This is a genomic window from Methanothrix sp., from assembly GCF_016706325.1.
In the GTDB taxonomy this organism is placed as follows: domain Archaea; phylum Halobacteriota; class Methanosarcinia; order Methanotrichales; family Methanotrichaceae; genus Methanothrix.
In genome coordinates this window covers 1613558-1627269 of record NZ_JADJJX010000001.1, presented here as the reverse complement: position 1 = coordinate 1627269, position 13712 = coordinate 1613558, and the positions used below count along the sequence as shown (strand labels likewise).

Annotated in this window: 11 protein-coding genes; 6 read left to right on the top strand and 5 right to left on the bottom strand. The window is 50.4% G+C overall.

The annotated features are described in order from the left end of the window. Window positions 1-45 precede the first annotated feature (45 nt). On the bottom strand, window positions 46-804 hold the full coding sequence (locus IPI63_RS08390; RefSeq protein WP_214065511.1) for a tetratricopeptide repeat protein: 759 nt from the start codon (window positions 802-804) through the stop codon (window positions 46-48). A gap of 612 nt (window positions 805-1416) precedes the next feature. Here IPI63_RS08390 and IPI63_RS08385 point away from each other — a divergent pair. Next, window positions 1417-2121, top strand: a complete 705-nt coding sequence (locus tag IPI63_RS08385; protein ID WP_292477933.1) for a hypothetical protein — start codon at window positions 1417-1419, stop codon at window positions 2119-2121. A gap of 281 nt (window positions 2122-2402) precedes the next feature. Here IPI63_RS08385 and IPI63_RS08380 read toward each other — a convergent pair whose 3' ends face one another. Next, window positions 2403-3479 carry a hypothetical protein gene (locus IPI63_RS08380; RefSeq protein ID WP_292477932.1) on the bottom strand — a complete coding sequence of 359 codons (1077 nt, stop codon included), beginning with the start codon at window positions 3477-3479 and terminating at the stop codon, window positions 2403-2405. A gap of 321 nt (window positions 3480-3800) precedes the next feature. On the opposite strand from IPI63_RS08380, the gene IPI63_RS08375 reads away from it, so the two are divergent. Further along, window positions 3801-4493, top strand: coding sequence for a hypothetical protein (locus tag IPI63_RS08375; protein WP_292477930.1), 693 nt, complete (start codon window positions 3801-3803; stop codon window positions 4491-4493). Between the two features lie 747 nt (window positions 4494-5240). On the opposite strand, the gene IPI63_RS08370 is transcribed toward IPI63_RS08375, so the two are convergent. Beyond that, a complete protein-coding gene (locus IPI63_RS08370; RefSeq protein WP_292477929.1) occupies window positions 5241-5384 on the bottom strand; it encodes a hypothetical protein in 144 nt (47 codons plus the stop codon). A 280-nt stretch (window positions 5385-5664) separates the two neighbouring features. Here IPI63_RS08370 and IPI63_RS08365 point away from each other — a divergent pair, with 280 nt between their 5' ends. Beyond that, window positions 5665-8625 carry a hypothetical protein gene (locus IPI63_RS08365; protein WP_292477928.1) on the top strand — a complete coding sequence of 987 codons (2961 nt, stop codon included), beginning with the start codon at window positions 5665-5667 and terminating at the stop codon, window positions 8623-8625. Between the two features lie 291 nt (window positions 8626-8916). Then, entirely contained in the window at window positions 8917-10161 is a 1245-nt protein-coding gene (locus tag IPI63_RS08360) for a pentapeptide repeat-containing protein (RefSeq protein ID WP_292477927.1), read from the top strand. On the opposite strand, the gene IPI63_RS08355 is transcribed toward IPI63_RS08360, so the two are convergent. Then, a complete protein-coding gene (locus IPI63_RS08355; RefSeq protein ID WP_292477926.1) occupies window positions 10135-10953 on the bottom strand; it encodes an Fpg/Nei family DNA glycosylase in 819 nt (272 codons plus the stop codon). The genes IPI63_RS08360 and IPI63_RS08355 overlap by 27 nt on opposite strands. A gap of 162 nt (window positions 10954-11115) precedes the next feature. On the opposite strand from IPI63_RS08355, the gene IPI63_RS08350 reads away from it, so the two are divergent. Next, a complete protein-coding gene (locus IPI63_RS08350; RefSeq protein ID WP_214065262.1) occupies window positions 11116-11991 on the top strand; it encodes a hypothetical protein in 876 nt (291 codons plus the stop codon). Between the two features lie 58 nt (window positions 11992-12049). Then, window positions 12050-12523 (top strand): hypothetical protein, encoded by a 474-nt coding sequence (locus tag IPI63_RS08345; RefSeq protein ID WP_292477924.1) that lies wholly within the window; start codon window positions 12050-12052, stop codon window positions 12521-12523. A gap of 49 nt (window positions 12524-12572) precedes the next feature. On the opposite strand, the gene IPI63_RS08340 is transcribed toward IPI63_RS08345, so the two are convergent. Further along, window positions 12573-13607, bottom strand: coding sequence for a hypothetical protein (locus tag IPI63_RS08340; protein WP_292477923.1), 1035 nt, complete (start codon window positions 13605-13607; stop codon window positions 12573-12575). Window positions 13608-13712 lie beyond the last annotated feature (105 nt).

Genomic DNA, 13712 nt, shown 5'->3' with positions numbered 1-13712 from the left:
AAGGCTCCTTGCTCTCTTTTATGGCAAAAATAAATAAAAGGATGTTTATCGTCCTGGCCGGGCAGAAGAGGCAGAGAAATCCAGCATATTCTCCTGAAGGTCAACAGCCAGATCATCCATATCCAGACCATTCGCATCCAGACCATTTGCAGCCAGGCCATCCGCATCCAGATCATTCATTGTCAGGGCACCCATGTCCTGCAGACTCTGCTGATAGAGGCTGTTGGCCGGATCCAGCTGGGCCGCCTTCTGGAAGCACTTCAGGGCTTCACTATTCCTCCCCAGCCTCATGAGAACATGCCCCTGGCGGAACCAGGCTCTGTCCAGATCCTCATCCAGATCGATCGCCCTTCTGTAGGCCTCCAAAGACTCGTTATTCCTCTCCATCTTCTCCAGGACCATTCCCTTGTTATACCAGATATTGGCATTGAAGGGCTCGATCTGCAGGGCTGCCTCCAGGGAAGCCAGTGCCTCATCATCCCGGTTCAGCCCTCCTGCGAGGATGAGAGCGCGATCGTTATAGGCTTCTGCATGGGAGCTATCCAGGGCGATGAGCATATCAAAGCTCTCCACTGCCTCTCTGTATCTTTCCATCTTCTTCAGGAGATTGGCCCTGAAGCTCCAGGCCCAGGTGTCTGTCTGATTGATCTTCAGGTATTGATCGATATCATCAAGGGCAAGGGAGTATGAGCCGTTATAATAATCGCTTTTCGTCTGGCTGATCCAGTGTTCAGCATCCTGGCTCATCACAGCAGGGATGGCCAGCATCATAATGGCAAGAAGAAGTGAGGCTATTGGCTTCATGCTTTCGAATGTATTCGAATAAGTGGATATAGGTTGCGGTCGGTTGAGCAATTCGACTGGACTTCTCAGCGGACTATTCAGCTCGAAGCTCTCATATTGAGGCTATCAGCAGCAGCGTTGAGCCGGCCGGTAACTATTCTCTCATCGAAGATCAATCGCGGATCTTCTGATATGGGGTATGCTCTTAAGGTGAATTGAATTGCCGCAGGTCGATATTATCCTTTTTTACCTCGGATGAGGCCCGGCTGCCTGGCGGCCTGGAGCTATCGATGGTAATTTCTTTTTCCGAAGGCCTAATGGCAGCATAAGTGGGGACCAAATTAGAATTGGCATGGGGTCAAATTCGGATTGGGAGTACATAAAAAGAGATCTATCGCATGCAGAAGGGATTGTATCTGCATGCTTGAAGCCTATTTTCGTATCAAAGCTGTTCATCCCGTTGCAACAATCAGCTGATGGCAAAAAATAGCTCCGCCAATTCAAATTATTGATAAAATATTTATTGTTATATTCTGGTATGAACAGTACAATCCCGGATAAGAATTGCACTCAATCGTCTATATTACTTAACGAAGTGTAGTGCATGCTGCCATTGGACTGGAGGGTAAACAGGTGAAAAAAAATATTTCGGTGCTGCTCTTGATGCTGCTCTTGGCCACAGCATACACTGCAGAGGGTGCCAGTCTGCTGGGGTCAAAGACATCTGGAGAGATAATCAGCCTGGCAACAGCGGCCCAGAATGCCCAGGATGAAGTGGATTATGACTACATTTGGACAGTAGTTGAGGTGGATGAGAATGGAAATGAGATCGGCGATGATTTAGTTACCACTGGGGTTCTTACACAGACAGGATCGAATACAGGATCGTTTGAGTTCTATGCCCCTGTAATCCCTAAAGGGCAGCAGAAAAGGTTCAGAATAAATGCAAAGCTCACCCCCAAGATAGGGCAGGATGGAGCAGGCCTGGCGGCATGCATTGGGGAGTCCAATATGGAACTCATAGTGGACGGTCCGACTGATTCTGCAATTGGCGAAGAGCTGGTTGTCTGCGAGGACGATTCGAATGTTGAGGTCGAGCTGGACGAATCCATCGGAGACAGTGGACTGGATTTGCAGTGGTCGGTGGATGATGAGGCTCCGGGATCCAGGAACCATCCGGAAAAGGGCAAACGCTTCGCAAAGATCGATGCAACGGGGCTCTCCCTTGGGGAGCACATCATAAAGCTTAAGCTTAAGAATCAATCAGGAAAAGGCGATGAAACAGAGATCACAAAGGAACTTCATGTGATTCACAAGCCCAAACCGATCATGCGATGAGCCGCAGGAGATGGCCAAATGAACATCACTGCCAGAGAGCAGCCGGATGTAAGGGCTACTGAATCGGCTCTTTCCGAATCATCAGCCCCTTCATAGTCCTGGTATTGAGCTCTTCGCCGTTTTCCTTGGATAAACCGGCAGAGGCAATCTGGATCAATTTCTTTGCGCCTAAGCTCCATGAGCCTGAGACTATCTCATTGCTGGAAAATAAAAAGAGATCAGAATTTATTTGTGCTGCCAGGATATGCCCTGCCACAATCATATGATGCCGATTGCATGCCCTAAGCGAGCTCAGTGGAATTGATGGTGGCGTTGTCCGTGCAGTTCAAGCACTCCTTGCTCTTACTTACACTATAGCTGATAATGGATGCACCCTTTTCAGCCTTTGCCTCATCACAGGTTGGGCAGACTATGACCGATCCCTTCTCTGAGGGACTCACATCCATTCCACCCTTCCTGGCCTCCTCAAGCTCTGGAATAGTGCTGCCGGGATCCTTGGCTGCCGCCTCTTCAACCAGTTGCAGTGTGGTCAGGAATCGGGCACCATTGGATCCAGCATAGTCCAGGAAGTTCCTGTAGGCATCAAGGTACTCCCCATTCCCAGAAACGAGATTGCTGAAGATAACGACAGTGGGCGCCCCATCCCTGACATTCTCGTCGAACTTGGACTGCAAGAGCTCCTGCCACTGTGAGCCGCTGAGCCCCTGCTCCTTGACATATTTATCGTAGAGGACGGCGTACTCTCCATTGACCTTCGCTGTAGTGATGGGAACGGCATATAGCTTGAATCCATCCAGGAGGTAAGGCCAGGCATCTTCTTCATGTCCGGGCGCATAGATCAGGCCCTGCTGGAAGCCTGCATTGTAGATTATGCTCAGATTCTCCAGGATGCGCAGTGTATCCTCATTCTGCTCGAAGCCCTGGGGACGGAAGCCCCTGATATCTATATGCTTTCCTCCGCAGACATAGCAGTGGTATAGCCTGTTATTTGCATCCTTCAGGATAGCTCCCTGCTCGGCATTGGATAGGATGGTCAGATCCTCGCCGGTATTGTTTCCATAGAGGGCAAGCTCATGGTTGGCCATAGTGCCCTGTGATGCCACTCCGAGCCTGTAGACGGTTGCCATCCCCCCGCTCACGAAGATGGTGACATTTCGTTTCTTGGGATCGATCTCATTGATTAATTTTATCAGAGAGGTGCCAGCTACATCTACATCATCCGCGGAGTGAGTTGGAGCGATATCAGCATCTATCATGATGTTCACTACAGGAGATTCCTGGCATAATCCAATGCATGCAGTTCCCAGCAATGCCATTCCTAGCAGTATTCCAAATGCTATCTTGCTAGACTCATTCATTTTTTCACCTCGTTTTGCTGTAAAGATCTGACAATCCTCGTTTATTCTCTTAATTTTTAATTTTATTAGGAATGATCACAGTTGAGGTTGCTCCTACTAATAATCTTTACGCCTAAAATAAATTTATGACATAGATGCTTAAATAAGTTGGGTTTAGTAAAATTTTATAACACTGGGTTATTATTATTAGTAAATTTCATAATTAATATAATTTTAATTAAGAAGATTATATCTATAATAAAGTTAATAACAAATTTTAAATAGTTTCGAGGCGGAGAGCTCTTTCAGGGTGATATCTATATGCAAAGATTTGTGAATAATTTGGCACTGTTGTTTTCGCTATGCCTGATGGGAATGGTATCGGGTGCATTTGCGGCTTGTACTCCAATCCAGCAGGGGCAAGTTGCACCAGGAGATATAATCGACCTGAGTGGCCCTGATGTACCGGCTGATCAGCAGGCCCTGGGAGTTCACTGGGATTATTACTGGACTGTCAAAGAAGAGGATGCCAGTGGCAAGACTGTTGCAACATTCAATACAAAAAGCATTTCCTATACAGTTCCAGCTTCTGAATATGCAAAGAATTATTATTTCGAATTGATGGTTACTGCACGTGAGGCACAGCTATGCATCAACCAGGCCTGTGTGACCTTCCCCATTGTGAAGCCTGGGCCGTGCGCAATCAAGACTGAGGCACCCAAACAGATCTGCATCACTGATGAGAATAAATATTCCTACAGTACAGGCTCAACTCCAGGCCAGGTCAATCAGCGCTGGTGGGTCTTCCTCAAGGATGATATGCCCGAGAGCCTTCAGTATAACAGCTTCGCCGATCATGTTGTTGGCGATGGCTCCGATGTGGGGCTGGTCTGGCATAAGGTTGCTCCCAAATCAGGCACATATGTGGTAGTAACGGGCTACTTCGCCAAGAAGGCTCCCTATGCCTTCCAGGGCTCATGCCAGGTGCAGGTTCAAGTCGTGGATATACCACTCAATACCATAACTGTGAGGTAGACCGCTGATCAGGGCACATGGCGATGCGCCATGTCCCTCTTTACCAATTTAATAATTTATATTTTTAAATATTTATGATAATAACTTCAAAAGATATATATAATAGTAATCCAAATTGGGTTATAAAATCATAAACGGAGTTATTATGAGATGCGAATCAGCTCTTATAAAAAAAACCAAGTTAATAATGATTGTTTTAATTATATTTTTAGTAAATATATCGCACTGCTCCGCCTACTCAGATACAGTCTATTCCGGTACGGTTAACATCTATCATGTGAAATCCTTGGATGGAGAGGATTTCGAAGGGCCCGGTTATAAATTTTACTGGGTACCATCTGATGGATCGTATGATTCCTGCAAAGAAAGCATTTTTAAATGGACTGCACCTGAGGTCAGCGAGCCCAGGAACGTCACAATAGCTGTTTATGCTGCAAATAGCATTGATGCTGATAGCATTTGCGTGGGCAAAGATGAGATTGAGGTAACAGTCCTTCCGAGGGAAAATGGAGGGATTCGACTTGAAAAGACTCTCCTCTCTGCTGCAGATGACATCAGGGTGAATGATATCATCACCTACCGTGTTTGCATAACCAATATTGGGAATAGCAGTATAGTCTCTATGCCTTTTTTAGATGACTATCCAGAGCAATTCCTGAGAGCAGAAAGCTCTGATCTGCCCTGGGATGAGGATACAGGATCTGCACTGGCCTGGATTGATTTGCTGAATTCCACTCTGCATCCAGGTCAGTCCATAAATATCAATATCAATTTCAGGGCCATTGCTGCTAGCAGTCTGAAGGTGACGAATATCGCCAGGGTGATTGGAGCCAGGATTGAGAATGGGGCTACTCTGAAGGCCGTATCAGCGGAGAGCACAATCGATAGCATAAGGGCTCAATGTCATTTGCTTGGGCCATCGACAGGATGTATTGGCTCTTCTATCATATTCTCCTCGCCATCTTGGAGCCAGGGGGATCGATGGATGGCATTCAATGCCAGCAATAATGTGCCTGTAGGTGGTTTTGATGATCCCACCCAATCCGAGGTCATTTGGACGCCTGCTGCAATTGGAGAATTTATCATATCTTATAATAATTTCTGCAAGCATAAAATAACAATATATCAATGCTCTGATTTAAAAGGAGATCTGGATCTGAAAAAGACACTGTTGGGAAATAAATATGATATTGGTATTGGAGATGTCATATATTATAGGATCGCCATCACCAATACCGGTCAGAACAATATCTCTGTACTGCGTCTGGTTGAGGACTATCCTGAACAATTTATAAAGCCCATGACCTCCAGTATTCCCTGGGATGAGGACAACCAATCTACATTGACCTGGAATGATTTGCTGAATGATCTGCCGACATCTCCACTTCCGCCCGGCAATTCCATAACAGTCAGCCTCAGCTTTAGAGCGATCGCCCCCACCAACCTCACAGTTGTCAACCTGGCAATGGTGAGCAATGCCATTGATGAGGGCGGAGCCAGTCTCAAAACAAAAACAGCGGCTGAACAATTTCCTGGCATCAGCACCAATTGCTCTTATATTGGGGCTGAAAGCGGATATGCTGGAGTGCCTGTGACATTTTCCGCTCCTTTTTGGCTTGATGGCGATGAGTGGACGGCTCAGGATAGCAAAGGCCGGCCAGTGGACGGTTTCAATGAGACAAAAAGAGCAGTGGTGATATGGACGCCGCCATATTCAGGCATCTTCCAGATTTCATATAATTCTCAGTGCAAATATTACATTTCTATAAAAAATCCTTCGCTTTGTATAAGCAAGAGATCGACCAAGGATGCCTACTCGCCTCAAGATACAGTCAAATACACAATCAATTATGCAAATCACCTCGAACTCGAAGCTGATGACGTGACCATTTATGATGTTCTTCCTGATGTCGAATATATGAACTCGACTCCCGGGCCCGATCATATAACAGGAAATACCTTGATATGGAAGGTGGGGACGATGGCGCCGGGAACTAATGGATCTATTGAGCTCTTTATCAGGATCAAAGAGAGGCCAGATCTGATGTTTAAAGAGGATCAATCGGTCTATGGCCAGGGGTATGTATATTCCAACAAGAGGCTATCAACAGCCACTCCGCCCACCAGCTTGGTGAATTATGCCAATATCACCGCCTTTTATGGAAGGGAATTCAATTCATCGACCTGTGCAATACAGGTTCAGGATTCAAAGGGGATAGAGTTCAGGTCTACAACGCATGGAAGCGGCAGCTATTCGAAAAGCATCAGATCCCAGCTCTCCTCCCTGAATAAGACTGTACAGATCGATACCGATCTTGCAGAGAGCTTCGGCATATCCTCCTTCTCACTTCCCCAGGGCAGATCGATAGACTATGCCTCTAGCTGGTCTGAAATGCAAATGGCGAAGAATCGTGAGACGGGCGCCTTCTTTGAGCAGCAGATCATGTATGCGGCGATGATCAAGAGCAATAGCTCGATCGCCCTGGATAAAAATGGCTCTATTGCGAAATCAAGGATATCTTTTGAGGGTGCCGGCCACTTCAGGGAACAGAAGATGCCCTCAAACAACTCCTCCCGCTCCAATGGGCCAGCCATTTACCATTCGGAAGAGGACTATCTGGGACAATTCGAGGTCGATAAGAGATTTGATGAATACGGCAAGAATGCTGTTATTGTGCACTCAGCCACAGGCAACGGATCGATCAGCTCAGAGAAGAGGGCGGGAAGAAGGCAGATGAGCTACCATTCCGGCACGGGAGCATATCAGTCAATGGAGGAAATTCAAACTCAGACAGACCACATGGACAAACTCATAAATGCCCGTTATGGACCCCTTAATTACATCTATCCATCAGGATTCAATATAAATATCTCTAAAAAGTGGGCAGAAGGTATGTGCTCCCGATCAGGAGAGTTAAATCCAAAGAGCTCGACCAGCTCCGAGCCGGCAAGCTACATCGCAGAGCAGATCTCAAATGCAGAGTTCCTTAATAAGATCACTGCTCTTGTGGGATTGGCTGAGATGAGAACCGATCTCAATCTCTCAGGAACTGCTCGCTTTGAAGCCTTCAGCAGCCTGCCGAGCACAAGCAAAGACGACAGCGGCACATATCTTTTTGAGGAGTATAGCGGCCGCTATGATATCTCAAGAAAGCTGAATATAGGGGGAGTGGCTCGGTTTGACGAGCCCCACCTCAACCTCACTATATCAGGAAAGCTCTCCGCAGCCGGAGACAGTCTCATTGACTATGTTATAAATGTAACAAATGACGGAAACATAGCACTTGGGCCGATCATCATAACTGACTATTTCCCGCCCGGCACAGAATATGTCTCCTCCTCATTGAGGCCCTCTGAACTGAACAGAAGCCTCGCCCAGTGGACTTTAATCGATCTGGGCATTGGAGCCTCTGCTATCATAGAGCTCAGGCTCAATATAACTGAGAAGCAGGCGGACAGCCTGATCAATCGGGTCAGAGCTCGCAGCAATCAATCCGATAAATGGACGGATGCAGAGGCCTTATCATCTCTGCAGCTTGACTGGCTGGGTTGCTGCTCGCCCCACCTGTCTGCGTCCAAGAAAGCTCGGGCAGACCCAATAGACCCCTTGCTGGTTCATTACTGCATCTCTGTGACGAATCACAACAATCAGACCATGACGGCGGCGGTTAGAGATCTGCTGCCGAATGGCATGGTATTTCAAAGCTCATCCCCTGCTGCCACAGGCCAGAGCACCGGTGAGGTTCTCTGGACGATCGCTGATCTTCACCCGGAGGAGACAAGGCGCATCAATTACACCCTCAGAGCAATGCGAGGAGGAATCTATGTAAATCGGGCTCATATCTCATTATATTCTGCTGATGCTTCCGGGTATGCGCAGGGAGATATCGCCTCCAGGATAGAAGTTCAGGGCGCACAGGACGGGGGCAGCGGCTCTGCCGGGCAGGGATCCTCCTGTCTTGGCCTGAGCTCCATCAAGCAGGAATGGACGGAGGATTGGATTTCGTGTGGCGCATGCGAGAATGCTCAGTCTGACTCTTCAGCCTGGGAATGCTCTTCTTGCATCACATCGGCTCTTAACGAATCTGATCATCCTGATCTATCTGATCGCTCTTCGGCCAGCTCGATCTAATTCGATCTAATCCGATCTAATCTCAGGTCACCTGCCCTCGGCTGCCGTCGCCTATTGCAATCTCGTTATCGGGCAGTTGTTGTGGTCGCGCACTGCCGGGGTGGGGGCGGCTGGGCGGCAGATGAGATCCTGCTGGCAGAGGAATAGCTGACCAGGCCTTGATCTTGCGCTGGGAATGTACCTTACAAGGCGGGGTTTTCTGCAGCAAGCCTTCCATATAATTAAAAGGCCAAAGAGCATATCAAAGAGTATATCAAGAAATGCAGTATCCTATTGTGAGGAGAGTCAGCTTTGGCCGGTAAGAGCCAGAACTCAATGAGCCTCAGGCAGATCCCTGCCACATTAATCCTGGCGGAGATAGAGCAGGGCAGGTCGGTGGAGTTCAATGAGGTTCTCATCAAGGGTGATCTGATCATAGGTTATGCCAGCCTGCCAGTGGAGGAGAAGAGGTTTCAGGTAAGCTCCGCCATAAGGATAACCAACTCCCAATTCGATGGCAAAGTGACCCTGGGACGGACTGCTTTCCTGGAACCGGTCGACCTCAGGGGATCGAGCTTCCATCAGCAGGCCAGCTTCAGCGGCTCCCTATTCAAATCGGTTGCCGACTTTGGAAATGTCTCCTTTTCCGGAGAGGTCAGCTTCAACAAATGCCAGTTTGAGGATGAGACAAGCTTCAACCGGGCGCTCTTCGAGAGGAAGGCATTCTTCAGCAAATCGCTCTTCAAGAGGGAGGCCTACTTCAGAAAATCCATCTTCATGGAGAGTCTGAGCTTCAATCGCTGCCAGTTCGAGGGCGATTCTTACTTCAAGGGATCCCAGTTTCATAAGGATGCCTCGTTCAGAAAGGCCAATTTCGCCCACGATGCCGACTTCAGCAGCTCCCACTTCACAGGAGTGTCGAGCTTCCAGTCCGCTCATCTCCTTGGAGATGCATTCTTCATCGATGCCACCTTCGATGGCGGCCTGATCCTCAGCCGGATCAAATATGAGAAGCTTCACATCCGCTGGAAGAGCCTGACCAGACCCAAGTATCGATGCCGCTTCCTGGAGCACCTGGAGAGAAAAAGCAAGCTGATCAGCACCAATAGCGATGGAGAGACTGCATATCTGCTTTTAATTGAGAACTTCAAGAGGTTGGGCTTTCTCGAGGATGCTGACGACTGTTACTATCACTACAGAAATGAGCGCCGGCCGGGCTTGCCGGCCCACTACCGCCCCATCGACTGGATACTCATGGCCTCCTATGGCTATGGCGTCCGCCCCCTCCGCCCTCTTCTCCTCTCCGCCGCCTTCCTCTTTGCCTTCTCCCTCTTTTATGCTGCCGTTCCGGGCTTGTTCAACCCCTCTGGATCTATGGGCCTGGGGGAGGCAGTAAACCTCAGCCTCACCCTCCTTCTCTCCGGCACCAGGCTCATAGATGATCCCAACAGCGCCGCCACAGGCGCTCTTTACTTCATCTTCACCCTGGAGAAGCTTGTTGGCTCGTTTCTCTTCGCCCTCTTCCTGATCTCAGTGGGCAGGACGATAATCAGATAGATGCTTGTGGCCGAATGGCCTCTGGTGCTCAGGGCAGTAGTAGCTGGTCCGTCCGCCAAGCTTCTCGTGCTTGAGAAGTGTGCCGTCCCGGGGACAGAGGCCGCCGGGATGGCGGTGGCGGAGAAGGTAGGAATCGGGCAGGCGGCTAAAATCCGCCTGGACGGAGATGGATGTTCTCAGTACCTCCTGAATGGTGGAGTGGAGGCGGCCTAGCTGCAGCTCATTCAGCCCCCGGGATTGGGGATGTATGCCCGCCTGAAAGAGGGCCTCATCAGCATAGAGGTTTCCAATGCCGGAGACGAGCCTCTGATTGAGGAGAAGGGACTTGATAGCTCCCCTCCTGCCGCGCATGATCTCTGCAAATCCCTCCCGGTCAACCTGCAGGGCATCAGGCCCTGTCTTCGCCTCTGCCAGAAAAGAGGAGGGGCTTGCTGTGAGCCCCGCCTCCCCGAAGATCCGAAGATCGTCAAAGGCCAGACAGAAGCCGTTTTGAAATCGGAGCAGCAGCCTGGTATGGGCAGGCTCATCCTCCCCTTTCTGCAGATAGATCAGCCTTCCAGTCATGCCCAGATGAATTGTGAGCCACAGCCTCCCGTCCAGCTCCAAAAAGAGCCTCTTACCATGCCTTTGAACTGAGCGGAAGCTCTTTTTTGCCAGGTGCTGCTCAATCTCAGCCGGAGTGATCCGGGAGAGGATGCGTTCATCTTCAACTAGCACCTCCTCTATGGGCTGGCAGAGGACAGCCGCCTCCAGATATCCTCTGGCCAGCTCTACCTCAGGAAGCTCGGGCATGGGCTTCAGCTATCCTTTCTCATAGCGTTATCGTCTCCTTTTCGTTATCGTCTCCCTTTGCGCAGTGCGGTATACCAGGAGAAACTTCTTACCATATATACACCAGGCCTGCAGATATGGCAGTGAAAGAATGATTGTGAAGCCAGCAGCAAAGGTGTGAGCATGGGCGGCATTACAGCCAATGAATCATGTGATAATGATAAGGCATATGTCTTTACAGAGACGGACAAGACCAAGTCCAAATGGGTAGCCAGGGTCTACCAGGATTTCCTCCGGAGGACCGGCAGGCCCAGGACCACATTGAGAGGGCTCTTCTATCATGCTCTGCAGATGAAGGATTCTGAGTATCCGATCTGCGGGGGGTTTGTGGGGGAGATCAGGATCATGAGGCCCTATCACGAGCAAGACGGGCTGAAGCTCTCCAAGTGGGCGCGCAAATCCATCGCCATGGGATTTGTCTCCCCGGAGGCTTTGATCGAGGAGCTCTCCGAAGAGGGCGGCTTTCTGCCGGAGGGAGAGCAGACAAATGTGAGCGGCCGACGGATGAGGTCCTCCCCGGCCATTGAGGTCTGGCTGAATAAACCCTCGCTCTCCAGCCTTCTCATCCCCGTATGCAAAAAGCATGGAGTTGCCCTGGTCTGGTCAGATCGCCGCCCCTCTCAGGAGGCCCTGGCCGCCCTCTTCGCCCGTGCCTCTGCTGAGATGACCATCCTCACCCTCTCCGACCTCAGCCCGAGGGATGCCTTCTTTGCCGGGGAGCTGGCCGAGCTGATCGAGGCCTCAAGACCCAGGGGTTGCACTGCCCGGATTGGGGTGAGATCGATTGGGCTGCTGCCTGAGCAGATCGGAGAGCTGAAGATTCCGCTGGTGCAGGGCAGCGGCAAAGGCCAAAAGGAGGAGGCGTCTCGTTATGCCCGGCTTATGAAGGAATGCTCTCTTGATCCGGGAAAGATGGCTGAGCTTGATGCCCTCGAGGTCTATTATCCGGGGGGTGTTGCCGCATTTCTGGAGGATGCACTCTCCCGGCATCCAGCCTGATTCAGCTCAATTCAGGGCGCGGAAGTATTATAACAGACGGGATCGCTCCTGGGTCGATATGACAGAAGTTCCGGATATCCCCCTGGACCAGATCCAGCAGCGGGTGGTGGCCATGTGGATGGGAAGCTTTTATGGCAGCAGCGGCTATGTAGCCCGGAAGCTTGGCAAGAAGGGCTTGAGGGAGTTTCAGGATATCGGAGCCCGCCAGGTTGCAGCCACATTCAAGCAGCTAGGCCTGGAGGAGCCGGAGGGGGTGGCCATGGCCATTGCCACCAATGACAAGAACCTCTTTGGCAGTGTGGTGGAGGTGGTAGAAGGAGATGGATTTGTTGAGATCAGGCGGCTTCGCTGCGGCCAGATGGAGGGGGCCAAGTCATTTGCCCGGGTGGGAGCGAACCTGATCGCTCGGGAGCACTGCAAGACCTGTATAGAATCCCACTGGCAGAAGGTGATCTCTGAGCTGAAGATGAATCTGGAGGTCGAGCATACCGATGAGGGATGCATCATGAGGATATCAAAGCAGAAGGCCTAAGAGAGCAGTCTCGGGCAAGTTCAATCTGATATAATTTTATTTATTTAAATCAAAATGCCAGACGTATAACAGCATTTTGATCTGGGTCCGATCTGGATCTGCTCTCCTGCAGCTTGCTCTTCCTTGCATTCGCCGCTGAGAGGGCCATCTCACTGGCCTTCTCCTTCGCCTTCATCCGCTCTGACTGGGTCTGGGCCTTGAGGGCTGCGGCTGAGGCCTTCGCTGCTGCTGCAGCAGCATTTCGATCGGCCCTCTGATCAGCGATTTTCTCCCGCCGTTCTGACTGGCTGCTCCTCCAGTCTCTCTCTGCCCGATCGGGGAACGAGGCTGAGGCCTTTGTCAATGAGGCAGCATCATCTCCCTCCAGTGCCGCTGGAGTGGATTGCTCAGATGTGGATTGTGCAGAGGGAGCGGTTTGTGCAGATGGTGCGGATTGCTCAGATGTGAATTGTGCAGAGGGAGAGGGTAGTGCAGGGGCCGAACTCGGGCCGTCATCTCTGCCCTGTGAGAGAGCCTTTGTGCTCATCGCTGCATCATTGCGCTCTGTTCTTTTCTGAGCCATGATATCATCCTTCTCTGAGCGTCTCTCCTGCAGCTTTGCGCTCCTCTCCGATGCCATCTGGCTCGCTTTTCTGGCAGATTCGCTCCTCTTTTCCAAGCCCTTCTCAATGGATGAGGATAACAGAGCCCTTTCTCTGGCCATCCTCTCATCCCTCTCGGCCATTTCCCCGGCTAAATCAGTACTCTGCTTTGACAGGCTCTCATGCTGATTATTTTCACTTTTGGCAGTCGTCTTTGTGCTGACTGCTGCCTCTGTGTTGGCTGCAGTCTCTGCTCTGGCTGGCAGCTCGATCTTGACCGGGGCCTCGATCTTTGCCTTCGCCTCTGCCTTGGCCTGCCCTTCCGCTTCTGCTGCATTCTCAGCCCCTGCCGATTCCGTGTCATCTGCCAGAGTCTTCATCCGGGCAGGTGTCCTGATAGCGCCAATCTCGCTCTTGAGCTGCTCCGATCCGGATTCGGAATCTCCTTCCTTGATATCGGCAGGCTGCTGCGGACCATCATTGCGATATAGCCCTGTTGACATCCCCTTCTGTTGCTGATCGGCAGAAGCTGCAGTATCCTTTGGCGCAGGGTGAATTGCTGAGCTATTTGCCAGAATCTGAGTGATCAATGCCCTATCTGTGGTGGT